Here is a 19,884-nt window from a genome sequence, read left to right as displayed (position 1 = left end):
CGAGCGGCGGTGGCGTGTTGAGGCAGGGTGCCCCGTGAGCTGCCTCAGAATCACTTCTGCCCCTGGCGCGAGGAGGCGGAGGAACTCAAGGAGCGCCTGACGTCGCTGGAGGCGAAGATGGCGACGCTGGAGCGCCACGTCTTCGGCAAGAGGACGGAGAAGCTGCCGACGGTGGCGACGGAGCTGCGCAAGGACGCGGACTCGACGGCGGCCCGGGCCGAGGCCGCGAAAGAGAAGCGGCGCGAGCGGGCCGCCCGCAAGGCCGAGGAGGCTCCGGCGCGCGAGCTTCACCACGCGGTGCCGGCCGAGGAGCGCCACTGCCCGGCGTGCGGCAGCGAGGACTTGAAGCCCCTGGGCCAGGGCCGCACCTCGGTGGTGTACGAGTACATGCCGGCCCGCTTCGAGAAGCAGGTGCACGTGCAGGAAGTCCTCGCGTGCGCGTGCGGCCGGGGCGTCGTCACCGCTCCGCCTCCAGCCCGGGTGGTGGACCGGGGCGAGTACGGCCCCGCCTTCCTTTCCCACGTGGTGACGTCGAAGTGCGCGGACGCCATGCCCCTGCACCGGCTGGCCCAGCGGATGGAGCGCGGTGGGGTGCCCATGAGCCGCAGCACGCTGACGGACCTCTTCCACCAGGCCGCCTCGGTGCTGCTGCCTCTGTCCCAGCACCTCTTGCAATGCATTGCGTCCGCGGACGTGGTGTGGGCCGACGAGACGCCGCTGCGCGTGCTGGACGTGAAGAAGACGAGGCTGGGCTACCTCTGGACTTTCCTCACCCAGAATGAGGCGGGGCAGTGGCTCATCGGCTACCGCTTCAGCATGGGCCGGGCCAGCAAGACGCCCAGGGAAGTCCTGGGCGGCACCACGGGGGCCCTCGTGGTGGACGCGTACACCGGCTACAACGCGGTGACGCTGCCCACGGGGCGAGTGCGCGTCGGGTGCTGGGCCCACGTGCGCAGACGCTTCTTCGACGCGCTGGCCACCGCCCCCGAGGCGCGTGAGGCGCTGGACTTCATCCTCGAGCTCTACCGCGTGGAATCCCAGGCACGAGGCGCGAAGGTGGTGCGCACCGCAGCCCACCGCGAGCTGCGCCAGCAGCACAGCGCCCCCGTCCTCGCGCGACTGCGCGTCTGGCTCGAAACGCAGGCACCGCGCCAACTCCCCAAGAGTCCGCTGGGCCAGGCCATTTCCTACGCGCTGAAGCAGTGGGTGGCCCTCACGCGCTTCGTGGAGAATGAGCGGCTTCCCCTCGACAACAACCGCTCGGAAGCGGCGCTGCGGAAAGCGGCACTGGGCCGCAAAAACTTTCTCTTCGTCGGCCACGAGGCGGCGGGCGAAAACCTCGCGGGCCTCTACGCCCTCGTCGCCACCTGCGAGGCCAATGGCGTCAACCCCGAGGCCTACCTGGCCGACGTCCTGCTCCGCGTCCAGACGCATCCCCACTCGCGCATCGGTGAGCTGCTACCCCACGAGTGGATGCGCCGACGCACCGCCGACCCGCCCGATTCGCCCCTCCAGCCCAGTCCCTGAACTCCTCGCTCCTCGCGGCGCTCGCCGAGCACGGTCCGCGTCTGTCATCAAGCCTCCCGGCACGACGTCCACCGGACGGTTACCGACATGTCCGGTCCGCTCGCCTTCATGCGCCGAGTGCGCTAGGCCGGGACGATGGGTGTTGTGTTTCCCCCCGTTCCCCTCCGCAAGAGAACGACTGTCCGATGATGAAGAAGACCGTGAGCGCCTGGGCGGCGCTGCTGCCGCTCGCGCTGGTGCTGGCCACCCGTTCCGCCGGGGCCGCCGAGCCGACGCCTCCCGCCGACACCGTCCGCCTCACGATCCTCCACCTCAACGACGTCTACCAATTCCAGCCCACCGCCCGGAACCGGGGCGGGCTGTCGCGCGTGGCCACGATCAAGCAGCAGGCGCTGAAGGAGTCGCCGCACGTCCTCACGCTGCTGGCGGGCGACACGATCTCCCCGTCGGTGGAGTCCTCCGCGGAGGTGGAGGGCGAGGCGCTCAAGGGCAGGCAGATGATCGACGCGTGGAACGCGCTCGGACTGGACTACTCCACGGTGGGCAACCACGAGTTCGACTTCGGGGACGACGTGCTGCGCGCGCGCATCCAGCAGTCGCGCTTCCCGTGGCTGGGCGCCAACGTGCTGAGCGTGAAGTCGGGGCAGGTGTTCGAGGGGCTCAAGGCCTGGGACATCCGCGACGTGGGCGGCGTGAAGGTGGGCATCTTCGGCGTGGTGCTGCCGGAGACGCAGAGCTCGTCCAAGCCGGGCAAGGACACGCGCATCACGCCGTACTGCGAGGCGGCGCAGCGCTCCGTGGACGCGCTGCGGGCCGCGGGCGCGCAGTTCGTGATGGGGCTGACGCACCTGTCGGTGGAGCAGGACCGGGAGCTGGCGAAGTGCGTGCGCGTGGACCTCATCATCGGCGGGCACGACCACGACCGCGTGCAGGAGACCGTCGCGGGCACGCCCATCTTCAAGCTGGACGAGGACGCCATCGACCTGGGCCGCGTCACGCTGGACCTGGACGCGAAGACGGGCGCGGTGAAGAAGCTCGCGTGGAAGGTGCTCCCCATCACCGCCAGGACGCCGGCCGACCCGGCGTTCGATGCGCAGATGAAGCCCTACGCGCCGCTGCTGGCCACGCTGGCGGAGCGCATCGGCCGCTCGCCGGTGGCGCTGGATGCGCGCAGCGCGCAGAACCGGGTGGCCGAGACGAACCTGGGCTCGTTCCTGGCGGATGCGTTCCGCGCGGCGACGGGCGCGGACGTGGCGCTCGTGAACGGGGGCGCCATCCGCGCGGACCGGGTGCTGCCCGCGGGGACGATGACCCGGCGCGAGCTGTACTCGCTCATGCCCTACCGCAACGAGCTGGTCGTCCTAGAGGTGACGGGGGCCACACTGCGCGCGGCGCTGGAGAACGGCGTCAGCCAGAGCAGCGTGGACAGCAAGCCGCCCGGTCGCTTCCCGCAGGTGTCCGGCCTGCGCTTCACCTTCGACCTGCGCAAGGCGCCGGGCGCGCGGGTGACAAAGGTGGAGGTGAACGGCAAGCCGCTGGACGACGCGGCGACGTACCGGCTGGCCACCTTCAGCTTCGTGGCGCAGGGCAACGACGGATACACGATGCTCAAGGACCTCCCCGTGCTGCCCGCGAGCAAGGATGCCCCGTCGCCATGGGACGCGCTCGTCACCGCGTTCCGCACCGGCAGGCCCGCGCCCCGCGCGAAGCCCCAGGGCCGCATCACGATCCTCGGCGTGCCTCCGGGCGGGCTGCGCGCGCCGCCGTCGATGAAGTAGCGCACGCACGCCACCACCAACGCGCGGTCCAGCCTCGCAGCCGACGATGAAGTCGCGCGCTCGGAACTATCGTCAGGGCGCGGTCCAGCCCCGCAGCCGGTAGACGACCCGCCCCGCCAGCTCCCGGAGCATGTCCGTGCTCTGGGCGAGCGCCCCCGCTCGCGGCTGCCAGCTCATCTTCGCCGCCGGCAGCGTCGAGGAGCGGAAGTCCACCGCGAGCGTGTCCGCCTTCAGCCCCACCGCCGCGAAGCAGCCGGCCGCGCGGGGCAGGTGCGCGGCGCTCGTCACCAGGAGCAGCGACCTCCAGCCGTGCGCGCGCACCAGCGGCTCCGACTCCAGCGCGTTCTCGCGGGTGTTGCGGCTGCGCCCCTCCTTCACGATGCGCTCGGGCGCGATGCCCCAGTGCTCCAGCTGCGCGGCCAGCACGTCCGCCTCCACCACCGCCTCCGGCCGCGCGTCCAGGTTGCCGGCCGTGATCAGCACCTGCCGCGCCCGGCCGTCGTGCAGCAACTCGAAGGTGCGCATCATCCGCTCCGGCGCGGCGTTGTACTCCGGCTGCCCCGAGCGCTCCGTGGCCGCCGCGTCCAGCCCTCCGCCCAGCAGGATGACCGCGTCGTAGACCGTGTCCGGCCGGTACGTGCTCACCGCGTCCGCTTCCGTCATGCGCGTCAGCAGCGCTCCCGTCGGCTCGATGGAGAACGCGTACAGCACGCCCACCGCCGCCAGCTGCGACGCCACCGCCAGGCGCCTCCACCGGCGCAGCACCACGCCCCCCACGCCCAGGAGCAGCGCCCAGGTGAGCGGCGACAGCAACAGGTCCAACACCTTCGACAGGAAGAGGAACATCGCCGTCCGCCCGGACTACCGCGCCGTCTTCGCGTGGAGGTACTTGCGCGCTTCCGCGGCCGCGAGGCCCTTCGGCCGCAGCTCCAGGTAGCGCTGATACCCCTCACGGGCCATGGCGGCGCGGTCCGTCAGCACGCCCACCCGCCCCAGGCCCAGGTGGCACTCCGCCGCGGACTCCTTCAGCTCCAGGCACTTCCAGAACTTCTCCCCGGCCTGCATCGCGCTGCCCGCCGCGAGCAGCTCCTGCCCCAGCGTATAGACCGCGCCCGCGTCGGGGGACCTCGCCATCCAGTCCGAGGCCTCGCGCGCCTCGCCCCGGGCCATCGTCAACGGGCTCCGCTTGCGCACCGGCGCCTCCGGCGGTGACTCCTTGTCCTTCACCCGCGCGTCCACCACCGGCTCCGGCGGAGGAGGCGGCGGCAGCAGCCGCTCCAGCGTCACCTGCACGCGCTCCGGCACGGCGGCCCGCGACACGGTGGTCGCCCACGGCTGGTAGCCCACGAACCGCAGCTCCAGCCGGTGCGAGCCCTCGCCCGGGGCGACGTTCAGCACCGCCGGCGTCATCCCGACCGGGTCGCCGTCCCAGCGCACCTCCGCGCCCGGAGGCACGGAGACCACCTGGAGCTTGCGAGAGGGCGGCTCCGACAGGTCCGGCATCACCGCCCGCCCCACGAAGAAGACCACCGCCACCGTGACGATGGCCGCCCAGACCCAGCCGGGCACCCCGGCGCCCAGGTCCGCCGAGGGGCCTCCGCCCACCAGCGCCCCGGGCACGTACTCCCCCGGGAACGCCTCGGCGTGCGCGCGGTGCACCGCCGACGCCCGCTCCGGCTCGTCCGACACCAGCGGCCCGCCCTCCCCCGTCCACACCGTCACCTGGCGCAGGAAGGACTCCGGAATCCGGGGCGGCTGGCCCGCGAGCTTCAGCTCCTCCTCGAACAGCCAGCCCATCAGGTGGCGCAGCGTGGACGCGGGGAACAGCGGCGCCCGGTACGCGAGCCACTCCGCCAGCGCGCGCTGGAAGTCCTCCGCGCTCGTGAAGCGGTCGTCCCGCCGCAGCGCCAACGCCCGGGACACCACCGCGCCCAGCGAGGGATCCAGGTCCGGGACATACGTGTGCGGAGGCGTCAGGTCGCCCGTGGCGATGCGCTCCATCACCGCCGCCTGCTCTCCCTCCGCGGGCCTGCGGCCGGTGAGCAGCTCGAAGAGCACCACGCCCGCCGTATACACGTCCGAGCGCGCGTCCAGCGCCTCCGCCCGCGTCTGCTCCGGGGACAGGTAGAGGAACTTGCCGCGCACCACGCCCGCTTCCGTGTCCGGCCGCCCGGACAGCTGCGCCTTCGCGATGCCGAAGTCGGTGAGCTTCACCTCGCCCTCGTAGCTGACGAGGACGTTGTCCGGGGACACGTCGCGGTGCACCAGCCCCAGCGGGCGGCCCTGCTCGTCGCGGCGCGTGTGCGCGTGGTGCAGGCCCTTGCAGACCTCGATCGTCAGCTGCACGGCCAGCGGCGCCGGCAGGTGCGCCATCCCCTTGAGCTTCAGGCGCTTGAGCACCTTGGACAGCGGCTGCCCGTCCACCCACTCCATGGCCAGGAAGTACTCGCCCTCCTCCTGCCCGAAGTCGAAGACCTGGACGATGTTGCCGTGGGACAGCCCCATGGAGATGCGCGCTTCGTTGAGGAACATCTGCACGAAGGCGGGGTCCTGCGCGTACGGGTCCCTCACGCGCTTGATGACCACGGAGCGGGACACCCCCTCCGCCACCGTGTAGCGCGCGCGGTGCACCACGGCCATGCCGCCCGCGCCCAGGCGCTCCTGCAGCTCGTACTTGCCGAAACGCGTCGTGTGCCCACCCGTCGTCACGGGCTGGACGCTACCCCAGCGCTCCCCCCGGAGGGGAGCCCTCCCCCCGGCCCCGGGCGCTCAGCGCTCGCCCCAGTGCAGCTTCTGACGGAGGATGGTGAAGAAGGCCACGCGGGGGTTGCGCACCAGGCCCACGCGGTTGGGCGAGCGCACCACTTCAATGCAGTCCCCGCCCTGGAGCGAGTGGCCCGTCTGTCCGTCCAGCGTGAGGTACGTGTCCGCCGTCTCGCTCTTCAGCGTGACGCGGATGGTGCGGTCCGCCGGCACCACGATGGCCCGCTGGGTCAGCGCGTGCGAGCAGATGGGCGACAGGATGGTGCAGTCCACCGACGGGTGCACGATGGGGCCGCCCGCGGACAGCGAGTACGCCGTGGAGCCCGTGGGCGTGGCCAGGATGACGCCGTCCGACTTGTACGTGGTGATGGGCACCCCGTCGATGGACGTCTCGTGGTCCGCGATGCGCGCGAGCGCGCCCTTGTTGATGACCACGTCGTTGAGGATCTCATCCTCGATGAGGATCTTGCCGCCGCGCAGGAGCCGGCAGGAGAGCTTCATCCGCGAGTCCACCTGGAAGTTCCCCGCCAACACGTCGTCCAGCCGGCTGAAGAGCTCCTCCACGGGCACCTCCGTCATGAAGCCCAGGCTGCCCAGGTTGACGCCGATGATGGGCACGGCGCGCCCGCCCAGCAGGCGCGCCGCATAGATGAGCGTGCCGTCCCCGCCCAGCACCACCACCAGGTCCGCGCGCGCCGCCAGCTCGCGGTCCTCGACGCGCGGCCAGTCGAGCGCGTGCGCCAGGGCGCGGTCCGCCAGCACCGTCAGGTTCGGGTGGCGCTGCCGGATTTCCGCCGCCAGGGCCACGGCCTGCGGGATGTCTCGCTTCGCGACGATGACCAGGGTCTGCACGCCCCCCGGGTTCTAGTCCAGCCGGCCAACCGTCCTCCCCAGGAAAATGCCGCACCTGCCCGGCGCCGGACATCACAAGGGAGCGCGACGGGGCGCCCGGGACGCTAGGTTTGGAGGTCCCATGGACCTCTTCGACCACGCCAGCCAGAAGGAACAGGCCGTCCTGGCGCCGCTCGCCGAGCGCATGCGCCCCACCTCGCTCAGCGAGTACCTGGGCCAGGAGCACCTCACCGGCGAGGGCCGCTTCCTGCGCCGCGCCCTGGAGAGCGACCAGGTGCCCAGCCTCATCCTCTGGGGCCCGCCGGGCACCGGCAAGACGACGCTCGCCCAGCTCATCGCGCGCTCCACCGGCGCCGCCTTCGAGACCATGTCCGCCGTGCTCGCGGGCGTGAAGGACATCCGCGAGACGGTGGCCCGCGCGCAGGACCGCTGGAAGCTGAACCGCCAGCGCACGCTGCTCTTCATCGACGAGATCCACCGCTTCAACAAGTCGCAGCAGGACGCGCTCCTGCCCCACGTGGAGAAGGGCACCGTCACGCTGATTGGCGCCACCACGGAGAACCCGTCGTTCGAGGTGAACGCCGCGCTCCTGTCGCGCTGCCGCGTCGTCACCCTGCGCGGGCTGGAGCAGGAGGAGCTCATCGCCGTCATGCGCCACGCCGTGGCGGACCCGCGCGGCCTGGGCGGCAAGGTGGCCGTGGACGACGCGGCGCTGGAGTTCATCGCGGACGCGGCGGGCGGGGACGCGCGCAAGGCCCTCACCGCGCTGGAGGCCGCGGCCGCGTACGGCGGCAAGGCGGTGGACCGCAAGGTGGCGGAGGAGGCGCTCCAGCAGAAGCTGCTGCTCTACGACAAGGGCGGCGAGGAGCACTACAACGTCGTCAGCGCGTTCATCAAGTCCATGCGCGGCAGCGACGTGGACGCCGCGCTGTACTGGATGACGCGCATGCTGGAGGCGGGCGAGGACCCCGTCTTCATCTTCCGCCGCATGGTCATCTTCGCGTCCGAGGACGTGGGCAACGCGGATCCGCGCGCGCTGGGCGTAGCGGTGGACGCGCTGAGGGCCTTCCAGCTCATGGGCCTGCCGGAGGGCACCCTGCCCCTCACCCAGGCGGTGACGTACCTGGCGCTCGCGCCCAAGTCGAACGCCGTCATCGCCGCGTACGCCGCCGTGCGCGAGGCCGTGACGAAGGAGGGCGCGCTGCCGGTGCCCCTGCACCTGCGCAACGCGCCCACGAAGCTGATGAAGTCGCTGGGCTACGGCGGCGGGTACAAGTACCCGCACAACTTCGAGGGCAACTACGTCCCGGAGGACTACCTGCCGGAGGCCCTGCGCTCGCGCTGCTTCTACACCCCGACGCGCAACGGCTTCGAGGCGGAGCTGTCCGAGCGCTACGAGGCCATCCAGCAGCAGCTCGCCGCGCGGCGCGGCGAGCGAGAGCCCGGGGAGGACGGCTGAGCCGCCCCCCCTCGGGCCCGCGTCAGGACACGGCTTCGAGCGCGGGCACGCCCGGGCCGCTGTCCACCTCCGGGCCCTTGGGCTGGCGCGGCTTCATGCTGCGGCCGGCGACCTCGTACTGCTTGAGCAGGCGGCGGAAGTTGGAGCGGTCCACGCCGGCCGCGCGCGCCGCGCTGGACACGTTGTGGTTGTTCTTCTCCAGGAGCGCGGAGAGGTAGCGGCGCTCGAAGGCGCGCATGGCCAGGCGCTTGGCCTGGGCGTACGGCAGGTGCGCCAGGCTGAACACCTCCACGGCGGAGTCGGCCTGGGGCGCGGCCTGGAAGCCGGGCGGCAGGTCCTCCACGTCGATGGCGTCGTTGGCCGTCAGCACCACCGCGCGCTCGATGACGTTCTCCAGCTCGCGCACGTTGCCCGTCCACCGGTTGCAGGTGAGCGCCTCCATGGCGCGCGGGCTGATGCCGGTGACCTTCTTGTCCGCCTTGGCGGCGTAGACCTTGAGGAAGTGGTGCGCGAGCAGCGGCACGTCCTCCGGGCGGTCGCGCAGGGGCGGCAGGTCGATGGTGATGACGTTGAGGCGGTAGAAGAGGTCCTCGCGGAACTTGCCCTGCTCCTTCGCGCGGGAAAGGTCCACGTGCGTGGCGGCGATGACGCGCACGTCCACCTTCACGGGCTCGTTGGCGCCCACGCGCTTCACCTCGCCCTCCTGGAGGACGCGGAGCAGGCGCACCTGGGTGGCCGGGGGCACGTCGCCGATCTCGTCCAGGAAGATGGTGCCGCCGTCGGCCGCCTCGAAGAGGCCCTTCTTGTTGCCGGTGGCGCCGGTGAAGCTGCCCTTCACGTGGCCGAAGAGCTCGCTCTCCAGCAGCGTCTCCGTCAGCGCGGAGCAGTTGACGGCCACGAAGGGCTTGTCGCGGCGCGCGCTGCGGTAGTGGATGGCGCGCGCGACCAGCTCCTTGCCCGTGCCGCTCTCGCCCTGGATGAGCACCGTGGCGGTGGAGTGGCTGACCGTCTCCACCAGCTTGAACACGGCGCGCATCTGCGCGGACTGGCCGATGAGGTCCTCGAACTGGCTGCGCGCGGTGAGCGCCTCCTCCAGCGCGCGGGTGCGGTCCTTCAGCGCCTTGCGCTCGGCGGCCTTGGCCACCGTGAGGCTCACCTCGTCGATGTTCTCGAAGGGCTTGGTGAGGTAGTCGTACGCGCCCGCCTTCACCGCCTCCACCGCCGTCTCCACGGTGGCGAAGGCCGTCATCATGATGACCTCCACGTCCGGGCGGTCCGCCTTGATGGCGCGCAGCAGGTCCATGCCGGACAGGTGCGGCATCTTGATGTCGAGCACCACCACGTCGATGGACGGGTCCTTCGCCGCCGCGAGCCCCTCCACCGCGTCGTCGATGGCCACCACCGGGTGGCCTTCCCGCTGGAGGATCTGGGTGACGGCCTTGAGGACGACGGAGTCGTCATCCACGACGAGGACCTTGGCGCGCTTGACTTGGTTCACGGCAACCTCTCGAGCTGCAGGGGAATAGGCAGGTAGACGGTGAAGCGGGAGCCCTGGCCCACGTGGGTGTCCACATGGAAGGTGCCCCCGTGGTCCTGGACGATGCGATAGGCGATGGACAGCCCCAGGCCGGTGCCCTCGCCGGGTGGCTTGGTGGTGAAGGACGGCTCGAAGATGCGCGGCAGGTGACGCTCTTCGATGCCCGAGCCGGTGTCCGCCACCGCGAAGAAGGTCCGGTCGCCCTCGCGCCCCGTCTCCAGGGTCAGGCGCCCTTCGGCGCCGGGCAGCGCCTGGAGGCCGTTCTGCAGCAGGTTGAGCACCACCTGCGCGAGCGTGCCGGGGTCGCCGTACACCTTGGGCAGCCCGTCCTTCAGGCCCAGCGTCAGCTCCACCTTGGGCATGGACTTGAGCTGCGCGCGGAAGAGCACCGCGGCGTCCTCCACGCACTTGGACAGGTCAAAGAGGCGGCGGTCCTCCACGCGGCTGTGCCGGCTGAACTTCAGCAGGCTCTCCACGATGCGCTTGCAGCGCAGCGCGCTCTCTTCAATCAGCTTCAGCGACTCCAGGTCGCTGTCGCTGCGGCCCGCGTCGCGGGACATCAACTGCGCGAAGGCGAGGATGCCGCCCAGCGGGTTGTTGATCTCATGCGCCACGCCGCCCGCGAGCTGGCCCACCGCGGCCATCTTCTCCGTCTCGATGAGCCGGCGCGTCATCGCCTGCTCCTCCGTGACGTCGCGGTAGGTGCACACCGCGCGGTCGTCGCCCGCGAACGGGTAGGCCGCCACCACGTAGCTGCGCCCGCCCTGCTGCACCTCGCCGCGCGCGCCCTTGCCCGTCTCCATGGCGGAGGGCAGCGGGCAGCCCTGGCACGGCGTGTCCCGGCCGAAGAGGTACTGGTGGCACGGGACGTCCGAGGGCACCTCCTCGATGGAGCGGCGGGCCACCTGCGCGTAGGCCACGTTGGCCCGGCGCACCGCGAAGTCCCGCGTGCGCACCACCGCGAGCGGCGTCTCCATGCAGTCGAAGGACAGCTCCCACTCGCGCTTGGCGGTGGACAGCAGGCGCGTGCGCAGCGCGACGCGCTCCTCCAGGTCCGCGTTGAGGTGCTTGAGCTCCGCGTTCTGTTCCTGGGTGACGCGGTAGAGCCGGTCGTTCTCCGCGTGGAGCGCGTACTGCTCGAAGGCGCTCTTCACCGTGAGCACCAGGTGGCTGTCGTTCCAGGGCTTGGAGATGAAGCGGAAGATCTCGGAGCGGTTGATGGCCTCCTCGATGGCCTGCTGGTCCGCCTGCCCCGTCAGCATGATGCGCTGGGCGCGCGGCTCCTGGAGCTTCACCTGGGTGAGGAACTCCACCCCGTTCATCCCCGGCATGCGGAAGTCGGAGATGACGACCTCCGGGTGGAAGCGCTCCAGCGTGCGCAGGCCGGCCTCCGCGTCCGTCGCCGTCTCGATGTCCCACTCCCCCCGCCGCAGCACCCGCCGGATGGACTTGAGGATGTTCTCCTCGTCGTCCACGAGCAGCAGCCGGCCGCGGGCGACCGGGTCCTGCGCCTGCGCTTGAGCTCCCAGGGTTCCCATGGACTTTCTGGAGTCCGACATTTGCAATGGCCTTGCCAAACCGGAGATTTGGATAAACCCCGGCAATCACGTCCTTTTTCAGGGACATGACAAAAAGGGGCAAGGTCATTCTAGACCCACCGCACCCAACGGGGTCAAATGAGACCCCGGGTGTTTGACCCCGGGGTCAGCCGGCCCGGGAGGGCGGCGCGGCGAACAGGGGGGCGGGAGGGTGGAGGCAGATGCGGTCGCGGCCCTCGCGCTTGGCGCGGTAGAGGGCCTCGTCGGCGGTGAGCAGCAGCTGCTCGGGGGTGAGGATGGCGCGGTGGGGGAAGCTGGAGACGCCCAGGGACGCGGTGACGCGCAGGGCGCCCTCCGGGCCCGCGTGCAGCTCGTTGATGCCCTTGCGGATTCGCTCCGCGACGGTGAGGGCGCCGGGCAGGTGGGTGCAGGGCAGGAGGATGGCGAACTCCTCGCCGCCGTAGCGCGCCACCAGGTCCGTCTCGCGCACGCTGTGCTGGAGGGAGGCGGCCACCTCTCGCAGGACGCGGTCCCCGGCGCCGTGGCCGTGGGCGTCGTTGATGTTCTTGAAGTGGTCCAGGTCCACCAGGATGAGCGACAGGCTCTCGTCGTAGCGCTGCGAGCGGCGGAACTCCTCGCGCAGCCGCTCCTGGAAGTAGCGGTGGTTGTGCACCTGCGTCAGCCCGTCCGTCACCGCCAGGCGCCGCAGCTCCTCCACCTGGGAGTGAAGCGCCCTCAACCGGGAGTGCGCCTCCAGGCTCCGGTAGAGCCGCAACCGCAGCTCCTCCTCGTCCCATGGGGTCAAAATCACCTCAGCCCCCCGGCGCAAGGCGGCGAGCCGCAGGGCGCGGTCCTCCGCGGGCGCCAGGACCACCACGGCGGGTCGGGGCGCGGGGTGCGGTGGGGTGAGGGGCTCCAGCAGCCCCAGGGCCTGGCGCTCCTCGGGGCCGCCGGAGCAGAGCAGGACGCCGTCCACCTCCTGGGTCAGGCCCAGCGCCTCCTGACCGGAGCGCGCCACGCGCAGGGCGAAGTCCTCGGGGCCGAGCGTGCGCACCAACTGCGGCAGCAGCGCTTGCGAATCATCCACGACCAGGAGCGTGTAGGGCTGGGATTTCACCGTGTCCCCGTAAAATGATGACTACGCGGTACTATAAGGGTTTACCGCGAGAAGGGCCATGGGGTTTGCCACCGGGTGGGGGGTCTGCTAGCGAGCGCGCGTTTCCTTCCTGACGGAACGGCGAACCATGACGACCGCGGCCCAGTCCCCAAGCATCAGCCTCTTCTTCCCCGCCTGGAACGAGGAGGACTACGTGGAGCGCGCCGTGAGCCGCGCCCTGGAGGTCCTGCCCAGGCTCACCGACGACTTCGAGATCATCATCGTCAACGACGCCTCCACGGACCGGACCCAGGAGGTCTGCGACGCGCTGGCCGCGAAGGTGCCTCAGCTGCGGGTCATCACGCACCCGGTGAACCTGAAGCTGGGCGGGGCGATGCGCACGGGGCTGGCGGCGAGCACGAAGGACCTGGTGCTGTACTCGGACATCGACCTGCCGTGGGACATGCGGGAGCTGGAGCGGGCGCTGCACCTGATGGACTACCTGGAGGCGGACATGATCTGCGCCTTCCGGTTCGACCGCACGAGCGAGGGCGCCAAGCGCATCGTGTACTCGTTCGTCTACAACCTGCTCATCCGGGCGCTGTTCGACATCCAGATCAAGGACGTGAACTTCAGCTTCAAGCTGATGCGCCGCCAGGTGCTGGAGTCGATGGAGCTCAAGAGCCAGGGCTCGTTCATCGACGCGGAGCTGGTGGTGAAGGCCATCCGCAAGGGCTTCCGGGTGTTCCAGATGGGCGTGGACTACTTCCCGCGCACGCGCGGCGTCTCCACGCTGGCGTCGCCGTCCGTCATCGTGAAGATGGTGAAGGAGCTGGTGGCGCTGTACCCGGAGACGCGCTCGCCGCCGCCGCCGAGCAAGCCGGTGCGCCTGCCGCCGTCGGTGCAGCCGCTGCGGGCGGTGTCGAGCTCTGCGGGGCGCGGGTAGGACAGCATGGCGGCGCGCACGCGGCTCATCGTCAACGCGGACGACCTGGGGCTGCACCCGTCGCTGGACGCGGGCATCCTCAGGGCGCACCGCGAGGGCATCGTGACCAGCGCGACGCTGCTGGCCATGGGCCCGTCGGCGGCGGAGGCCGTGGGCCGGGCGAAGGCGCAGGGGCTGGCGGTGGGCGTGCACCTGGCGCTGTCCACGCGGCTTCCCTGCGCGGCGCCCCCGGACGCCGTGCGGACGGTGGCGCCGGGCGGGCGGCTGCGCGGCGGCTGGGCGGAGTTCGCGAAGGCGTGGCTGACGGGGCGCGTGCGGCAGGAGGAGCTGGAGCGGGAGCTGTCCGCGCAGCTCGCCCGCGCGCGGGAGCTGGGCGCGGAGGTGGATCACCTGGACGGCCACCAGCACCTGCACCTGCTGCCGGGCGTGCGGTCGGTGGTGGAGGGCCTCGCGGCGCGCGAGGGCCTGCCCCTGCGGTGGCCGGATGCGCTGCCTCGCGCGGCGTGGCTGCGGGCGCCCGGGCCCGCGCTGAAGACGACGGTGCTGGCGGTGCTCGCGCGGACGGCGCCCCGGGCGCGGCCGGGGGTGCGGCGGGTCAGCGCCGGAGGTGTGTTCGAGGCGGGCCGGCTGGATGAGCCGGCGTTGCTCTCGGTGCTGGACGCGCTGCCGGCGGGGGACTTCGAGCTGGGGTGCCACCCCGGGGAAGGCAAGCCGCACGTGCCGGAGGACCCGGCGTGGACCTATGGCTGGGAGGCGGAGCTGGCGGCGCTCACCAGCCCCCGGGTAAAGGCGCGGCTCGGGGAGCGGGGCATCTCGCTCGTGAGCTACGGCGGGCTTCAGCGGGCCTCGGCGTCGTAGAGCAGGTGCGGCGTGGTGTAGCCCTCGCCCAGGCCCACCACCTCGCGCACCTCGAAGCCCGCGTCACGGAGCAGCCGGACCCCGTCCACGCGCGGCTTGAGGACCATGCCGCCGCTGGCCTTGGTGCGGCCCAGCAGCGACACCATCACCCACTCCTGCGCGAGCGCCTTCGCGTGCTTCCAGGAGCGGTCGCCCTCCACCTCCTTCAGGAGGAAGCGGCCTCCGGGCTTGAGCAGGCCGCGCACGGCCTGGAGGAACCCGGGCCACCTCTCCTCGGGCAGCAGGTACAGCACGTCGCAGACCACCACCGCGTCGAGCGTGCTCGGCCGCGTCCTCGCGAGCGCGTCCACGGAGCCCACGTCGAGCGTCACGTTGGGCAGCCCGGACAGGGCCTGTCTGGCCCAGTGCACCTTGCGCTCGTCCAGGTCCACGCCCAGCACCTGCCGCTCCGGCACCGCGAGCGCCAGCACCGCGGACAGGAGGCCGTGCCCGCAGCCGATGTCCGCCACCGTCCCGGAGGGCAGACGCGACGCCACCGCGAGCAGCGGGGCCGAGGACGCCCGCGCGTGCACGTGGAAGCGCTCGCCCGCGGGCAGGTGCGCGTAGCGCTCCAGCGCCTGCGCCATGAGGCCGCTCATGCCGAGGCCTCCGCGCCCTGCTCCGCCGCGAGCGCCCGCGCCCTTCGCGCGGTCATGACACGTACTCCGCCGCGCCGAACGCCACCGTCAGCGCCAGCATCACGCAGGCGCTCGCGGCGAGCACGCCCCACTTCAAGCGCGGACGCTCCCGCAGCAGCAGCGCCAGCGTGAGGAACAGCGGGAAGGCGGCCAGGAGGTAGCGCCCCATGCCCATGAAGTCCTTGCTGGACAGGGCCGGCAAGCCCACGATGGCCAGCGCATACACGCCATAGCCCCACCCCAGCCGCTTCGCCGTGGGCCAGATGAGCGCGAGGGCCCCCAGCGTGACGGCCGCGTGTCCCACCAGCCGGAGGCCGTCCGACAGCGTCATGTCCCGGCTGAAGCCCTGGAGCCAGCGCAGCTTCGCCCACGTGCGCCAGCCCGGCTTCTGGTCCCACCCCGCCGAGGACTGCACCTTCACGAACGCGAACGGCTCACCGAACGCCTTCCACTGGTAGAGCACGTACAGCACGAAGCCCGCCGCCGCGAGCACCGGCAGCAGGTCCAGCAGGCTCCACTTCAGGCCGCGCTCGCGCTTCCACTCCAGCCGCCGCGCGAGCAGCCCCACCACCAGCGCGGGCGCCACCGGCCGCGCCGCCGTGGCCACCGCCGCGAGCAGCACCGCCCACCCCAGCCGCCCCCGCTCCAGCAGCAGGAACGCCCCGATGATGAGCAGGAGGAACAGCGCGTCCGAGTACATGGCCCCGTAGAGGAAGAACGCGAACGGATAGAACGCCAGCAGCAGCCCCGCGCTCCGCGCCGCCTCTTCATCCGCCCGCGTGCGCGCCCACAGCGTGAAGACGTACAGCGCGCCCAGGCCGCACAGCATGGTGACGAGCACGCCCGCGAGGAACGTGTCCAGGTGCATGAGGCCCAGGCCCCGCAGCACCAGCGGGTACAGCGGGAAGAACGCCACCGGGCTCTGCTGGCCGGGCGTGTAGCTGTAGCCCTCCGTCGCGATGCGCGCGTACCAGCCGGCGTCGAAGCGCGCCCAGCCCAACAGGACGGGGGCGCCCGGCCACGTCAGCCGCGCAGGGCTGTAGCCCTGCGGGAACGCGAGCGCGGACGCCGTCACCAGCGCGGTGCACACCGCCAGGGCGGCGAGCCCGGCGAGCAATACGACACGAGGAGCGGAGCGGACCATGCGGGCCATGCCCTTGGTCCAGAACCGCCCCTCGCGTCAAGTCAGGCCCGGAAGCGGGGAGGAGCCCGTGGGAGGCCCCCTCCCCCGCCCCGGTGCGTCATGCGCTCAGGCCTCGTAGAAGCCCTTGCCGGCGCGGACCTTCTCCACCAGCAGCGGCGCGGGCGTGAAGCGCTCGCCGTACTTGTCCTGGTAGTGCTCCAGCTTGCGCAGCAGGTGGGCCGGGCCCACGGCGTCCGCGTACCGGAACGGGCCGCCCAGGAACGGCGGGAAGCCCAGGCCGAAGATGGCGCCCACGTCGCCGTCGCGGGGGCTGCGCAGGATGCCCTCGCCCAGGCAGCGGATGGCCTCGTTCACCATCTGCAGCGCCACGCGCTCGGCCATCTCCGCGGGGTCCAGGGACTTGCGGTCCTTGCCGTGCGGCAGGAGCAGGTAGACGTTGGGGTCCACCTCCTTCTTCTTCCCGCCCTCGTACAGGTAGAAGCCCTTGTTCGTCTTGCGGCCCAGGCGGCCGTCGGACACCACGCCCTCCAGCGCCTTGGGCGCCGCCATGCGCTTGCCGAACGCGGCCTCCATGATGGGCCCCACCTTCTGGGCCACGTCGATGCCCACCTCGTCCAGCAGGGTGATGGGCCCCACGGGGAAGCCGAAGTCCACCAGCGCCTTGTCCAGCTGGACGATGTCCGCGCCCTCCGCCAGCAGGTACGCGGCCTCGTTCATGTACGGCGCGAGGATGCGCGACGTGTAGAAGCCCGGCCCGTCGTTGACGACGATGACCGTCTTGCCCTGCTTCTTGCCCACGTCCACGCAGGTCGCCGTCACCCACTCGGCCGTGCCCGGGTGCGTGATGATCTCCAGGAGCGGCATCTTGTGGACCGGGCTGAAGTAATGCATGCCAATCACCTGCGAGGGGCGCTTGCTGCCCTTCGCCAGCTCGCCAATGGGCAGGCTGGAGGTGTTGGACGCGAAGATGGTGTTCTCGCCGGTGACGGCCTCCACCTCCGCGATGACCTGGTGCTTGAGCTTCAGGTCCTCGAAGACGGCCTCGATGACCAGGTCCACCGACTTGAAGCCGCTGTAGTCCGTGCCCGCGGTGATGTTGGCCAGCTTCGCGTTCGACTCGCGCGGCGTGAGCGAGCGGCGCTTCACGCGCTCATCCAGCACCGTCTGCACCTGCCGGAGCGCGCGGCCCGCGCCCGCGTCGTCCCGGTCCTTCACGCGCACGGGCACGCCCTGGAGCACGCCGGCCACGTAGGCGATGCCGCCGCCCATGAGCCCGCCGCCCAGCACGCCCACCTTCTTCACCTCGCGCGGCTTCAGGTTGGGGTTGGAGGTGCCGTTCTCTTTCTTCAGCGCCGTGGTGGCGAAGAAGATCTCGACGAGGCGCCGCGACACGTCCGTGAACACCAGCTCGCCAAAGGCCCTGGCCTCCGCCTCCAGGCCCGCCTTGCGGCCGGACTCCAGGCCCACGCGGATGACCTGCAGCGCCTTCTCCTGCGCGGGGTACTTGCCGCGCGTCTTCTTGAGGAGCTGCTTCTTCGCCTGGTCGAACATCACCTTGCGGCCGAGCGGGTTGTCCTCCAGCGCCGCCTCCTTCCAGAGGTCCTTGCTGATGAGCCCCTGGAAGATGCCGGCCAGGCCCTTCTTCTTGCCGCTCCGGGCCACGGCCTTGAAGCCCTGGTGCGGGCGCTCCACCTTGAGCGTGCCCGCCGCCAGCTCCGCCGCGCGCTTGAGCGCGAGGTCCTTGAGCATGGGCACGGGCACCACTTCATCCACGAGGCCCAGCTTCTTCGCCTTGGACGGCTTGACGTTCTTGCCGGTGAGGATGAGGTCCAGCGCCGCCTCCGCGCCAATCAGCGCGGGCAGCCGCTGCGTGCCGCCGGCGCCGGGGATGAGGCCCAGCTGCGTCTCCGGCAGGCCCACCACGGACTTGGGGCTGTCCGTGACGATGCGGTAGTGGCACGCGAGCGCCCACTCCAGGCCGCCGCCCAGGCACGCGCCGTGGATGGCCGCGACCACCGGCTTGGAGTAGGCCTCCAGCCGGTCGAACTCCGCGTGCGCGTTGCGGCTGAGGGCCTCCACCTCCGCCGGGGTCTTCAGCGTCTGGAGGAAGTCGATGTTCGCGCCGGCGACGAAGTTGTCCTTCTTGCCGGAGATGAACACCACCGCCCGCACCTCCGGGTCCCGCTCCGCCTGCAGGAGCAGGTCCGAGAAGGCGGCGCCCACGTCCGGGGACAGCGTGTTCACCGGCGCGCCCGGCTGGTCCACGGTGATGACCGCGACGCCGTCCGCGACGTCGTAGCTCAAGCCCTGCTTCGCTTCGACTGCCTCTTGCTTGGTCGCCATCACGCACGCTCCAGGATGACCGCGGCGCCCAGGCCGCCCGCGGCGCAGACGGTGCACAGCACCGTGTTCTTGTTCCGACGCTTCAGCTCGTTCAGGGCCTGCGTGATGATGCGCGCGCCCGTGGCACCGAACGGGTGCCCGATGGAGATGGAGCCGCCCGTCACGTTCAGCCGCGAGCGGTCCACCTCACCGACCGGCGCGTTGAAGCCCGCCTTCTTCGCGAACTCCTTGGACGCGAGCGCCTGGAGGTTGCTCGCCACCTGCGCGGCGAACGCCTCGTGCATCTCCACCAGGTCGATGTCCGCGAGCTTCATCCCCGCGCGCTTGAGCGCCACGGGCGCCGCGTACGCCGGGCCCTGGAGCAGTTGGTCTCCCGGGTCCGTGGCCGCGAACGCGTGCGAGCGCAAGAAGCCCAGCGGCTCGTAGCCCAGCGCCTTCGCCTTCTCCTCGCTCATGAGCAGCAGCGCCGCGGCGCCGTCCGTCAGCGGGGACGCGTTGCCGGCGGTGACGCTGCCATAGCGGCGGTCGAACACGGGCTTCAGCTTGGAGAGCGCCTCCAGGCTGGTGTCCTCGCGCACGATGTTGTCCTTGGTGGCGACCTGCTCGTACTTCGGCGGCACGGTGACGTGCATCACCTCGCCGTCGAAGAGGCCCTCCTTCCACGCGCGGGCCGCGTTCTGGTGCGAGTTGAACGCGATGAGGTCCTGCTCCTCGCGGGTGATGCCGTTCTCCTTGGCCATCTTCTCCGCGCTCTCGCCCATCGTCTCGCCGGTGGAGTACTCGGCGATGGCGGGGGGCACGGGGATGAGGTCCTTGGCCTTGAGCCTCTGGAAGGGCTTGAGCTTGTCCGGCAGGCTCTTGCCCTTGGACGACGCGGCCAGCGCGTGCGCCAGCGGGCGGCTGGTGAAGATGGGCGCGTCGGACAGGGACTCGGTGCCGCCGGCGATGACGACGTCCGCGTCGCCCAGCGCGATGGCGTTGGCGCCCGCCACCATGGACTGGATGGACGTGGCGCAGGCGCGCGCCACCGTGAAGGCGTCAATGCGCTTGGGCAGGCCCGCCGCCAGCACCACCTCGCGCGCGATGGACGGCGCGGTCAGCGTGGGGATGACCTGTCCGAACACGACCTGGTTGATTTCGTTGGGGTCCAGGTCGCTGCGCTGGACCAGCTCCTGGACCACCATCCGGCCCAGGTCCAGCGCCGTCAGGTTCGCGAAGACGGTGCCCGCCTTCGCGAACGGCGTCCGCAGCCCCCGGACGATGGCCACCCGCCGGTGGCCGTTGCGCTTCTCGCTTGCCATGTGTGCCTCACCCTCTGTGAAACGAGTGAGGCGCTTCTAACGGCGGGCAATGCACCGCGTCAACG

The 19,884-nt window shown here is 71.3% G+C and carries 15 protein-coding genes; 5 read left to right on the top strand and 10 right to left on the bottom strand.

The features are described from left to right. Positions 1-39: 39 nt before the first annotated feature. On the top strand, positions 40-1,527 hold the full coding sequence (locus U8525_RS11635; protein ID WP_374265040.1) for an IS66 family transposase: 1,488 nt from the start codon (positions 40-42) through the stop codon (positions 1,525-1,527). A gap of 185 nt (positions 1,528-1,712) precedes the next feature. Further along, on the top strand, positions 1,713-3,305 hold the full coding sequence (locus tag U8525_RS11630; RefSeq protein WP_374264793.1) for a bifunctional UDP-sugar hydrolase/5'-nucleotidase: 1,593 nt from the start codon (positions 1,713-1,715) through the stop codon (positions 3,303-3,305). 72 nt (positions 3,306-3,377) lie between these two features. On the opposite strand, the gene U8525_RS11625 is transcribed toward U8525_RS11630, so the two are convergent. Genes U8525_RS11625 through U8525_RS11615 form a run of 3 tightly spaced genes read right to left on the bottom strand, consistent with a single transcriptional unit; the run spans position 3,378 to position 6,920 of the window. Continuing rightward, the gene (locus U8525_RS11625) at positions 3,378-4,151 is read right to left on the bottom strand and encodes a YdcF family protein (RefSeq protein ID WP_374264791.1); all 774 of its coding nucleotides are present in this window, start codon (positions 4,149-4,151) and stop codon (positions 3,378-3,380) included. Positions 4,152-4,166: 15 nt separating this feature from the next. Further along, entirely contained in the window at positions 4,167-6,014 is a 1,848-nt protein-coding gene (locus U8525_RS11620) for a protein kinase (protein ID WP_374264789.1), read from the bottom strand. 60 nt (positions 6,015-6,074) lie between these two features. Continuing rightward, positions 6,075-6,920, bottom strand: a complete 846-nt coding sequence (locus U8525_RS11615; RefSeq protein WP_374264787.1) for an NAD(+)/NADH kinase — start codon at positions 6,918-6,920, stop codon at positions 6,075-6,077. Positions 6,921-7,041: 121 nt separating this feature from the next. Here U8525_RS11615 and U8525_RS11610 point away from each other — a divergent pair, with 121 nt between their 5' ends. Continuing rightward, positions 7,042-8,379 carry a replication-associated recombination protein A gene (locus tag U8525_RS11610; protein WP_374264785.1) on the top strand — a complete coding sequence of 446 codons (1,338 nt, stop codon included), beginning with the start codon at positions 7,042-7,044 and terminating at the stop codon, positions 8,377-8,379. 22 nt (positions 8,380-8,401) lie between these two features. Here the strand turns inward: U8525_RS11610 and U8525_RS11605 are convergent, their stop codons facing one another. The 3 genes from U8525_RS11605 to U8525_RS11595 all read right to left on the bottom strand — a co-directional run bounded on the left by U8525_RS11605 (position 8,402) and on the right by U8525_RS11595 (position 12,571). Then, the gene (locus tag U8525_RS11605; RefSeq protein WP_374264783.1) at positions 8,402-9,877 is read right to left on the bottom strand and encodes a sigma-54-dependent transcriptional regulator; all 1,476 of its coding nucleotides are present in this window, start codon (positions 9,875-9,877) and stop codon (positions 8,402-8,404) included. Then, positions 9,874-11,454: an ATP-binding protein gene (locus tag U8525_RS11600; RefSeq protein ID WP_374264781.1), complete on the bottom strand. Its 1,581-nt coding sequence runs from the start codon at positions 11,452-11,454 to the stop codon at positions 9,874-9,876. Before U8525_RS11600 ends, U8525_RS11605 begins: the two co-directional genes overlap by 4 nt. Before the next feature lie 166 nt (positions 11,455-11,620). Further along, complete coding sequence (locus U8525_RS11595; RefSeq protein WP_374264779.1) at positions 11,621-12,571, bottom strand: diguanylate cyclase; 951 nt, start codon at positions 12,569-12,571, stop codon at positions 11,621-11,623. A 127-nt stretch (positions 12,572-12,698) separates the two neighbouring features. Between U8525_RS11595 and U8525_RS11590 the strand changes: the two genes are divergently transcribed. After that, a complete protein-coding gene (locus tag U8525_RS11590) occupies positions 12,699-13,496 on the top strand; it encodes a glycosyltransferase family 2 protein (protein WP_374264777.1) in 798 nt (265 codons plus the stop codon). 6 nt (positions 13,497-13,502) lie between these two features. Further along, positions 13,503-14,354, top strand: coding sequence for a ChbG/HpnK family deacetylase (locus U8525_RS11585; RefSeq protein WP_374264775.1), 852 nt, complete (start codon positions 13,503-13,505; stop codon positions 14,352-14,354). On the opposite strand, the gene U8525_RS11580 is transcribed toward U8525_RS11585, so the two are convergent. From U8525_RS11580 to fadI, 4 genes are all read right to left on the bottom strand, one after another. Next, positions 14,333-14,992, bottom strand: coding sequence for a class I SAM-dependent methyltransferase (locus U8525_RS11580; protein WP_374264773.1), 660 nt, complete (start codon positions 14,990-14,992; stop codon positions 14,333-14,335). The genes U8525_RS11585 and U8525_RS11580 overlap by 22 nt on opposite strands. A gap of 52 nt (positions 14,993-15,044) precedes the next feature. Then, positions 15,045-16,184: a mannosyltransferase family protein gene (locus tag U8525_RS11575; RefSeq protein WP_374264771.1), complete on the bottom strand. Its 1,140-nt coding sequence runs from the start codon at positions 16,182-16,184 to the stop codon at positions 15,045-15,047. A 96-nt stretch (positions 16,185-16,280) separates the two neighbouring features. After that, a complete protein-coding gene (fadJ, locus tag U8525_RS11570) occupies positions 16,281-18,518 on the bottom strand; it encodes a fatty acid oxidation complex subunit alpha FadJ (RefSeq protein ID WP_374264769.1) in 2,238 nt (745 codons plus the stop codon). Next, entirely contained in the window at positions 18,518-19,819 is a 1,302-nt protein-coding gene (gene fadI, locus U8525_RS11565; protein WP_374264766.1) for an acetyl-CoA C-acyltransferase FadI, read from the bottom strand. The genes fadJ and fadI overlap by 1 nt, the downstream gene beginning before the upstream one ends. Between the last annotated feature and the right edge of the window lie 65 nt (positions 19,820-19,884).

The sequence above is a fragment of the Corallococcus sp. RDP092CA genome, from assembly GCF_041903675.1.
Taxonomy (GTDB): domain Bacteria; phylum Myxococcota; class Myxococcia; order Myxococcales; family Myxococcaceae; genus Corallococcus.
The sequence above is the reverse complement of the archived record's forward strand: the minus strand, read 5'-3'. Positions and strand labels throughout refer to the sequence as shown.

Excerpts from the sequence above, each read along its gene's own strand:
- U8525_RS11630 (WP_374264793.1), top strand. The coding sequence starts at position 1,713 with ATGATGAAGAAGACCGTGAGCGCCTGGGCGGCGCTGCTGCCGCTCGCG.
- U8525_RS11625 (WP_374264791.1), bottom strand. The coding sequence starts at position 4,151 with ATGTTCCTCTTCCTGTCGAAGGTGTTGGACCTGTTGCTGTCGCCGCTC.
- U8525_RS11610 (WP_374264785.1), top strand. The coding sequence starts at position 7,042 with ATGGACCTCTTCGACCACGCCAGCCAGAAGGAACAGGCCGTCCTGGCG.
- U8525_RS11600 (WP_374264781.1), bottom strand. The coding sequence starts at position 11,454 with ATGGGAACCCTGGGAGCTCAAGCGCAGGCGCAGGACCCGGTCGCCCGC.
- U8525_RS11590 (WP_374264777.1), top strand. The coding sequence starts at position 12,699 with ATGACGACCGCGGCCCAGTCCCCAAGCATCAGCCTCTTCTTCCCCGCC.
- U8525_RS11585 (WP_374264775.1), top strand. The coding sequence starts at position 13,503 with ATGGCGGCGCGCACGCGGCTCATCGTCAACGCGGACGACCTGGGGCTG.
- U8525_RS11580 (WP_374264773.1), bottom strand. The coding sequence starts at position 14,992 with ATGAGCGGCCTCATGGCGCAGGCGCTGGAGCGCTACGCGCACCTGCCC.
- U8525_RS11575 (WP_374264771.1), bottom strand. The coding sequence starts at position 16,184 with ATGGCCCGCATGGTCCGCTCCGCTCCTCGTGTCGTATTGCTCGCCGGG.
- fadJ (WP_374264769.1), bottom strand. The coding sequence starts at position 18,518 with ATGGCGACCAAGCAAGAGGCAGTCGAAGCGAAGCAGGGCTTGAGCTAC.
- fadI (WP_374264766.1), bottom strand. The coding sequence starts at position 19,819 with ATGGCAAGCGAGAAGCGCAACGGCCACCGGCGGGTGGCCATCGTCCGG.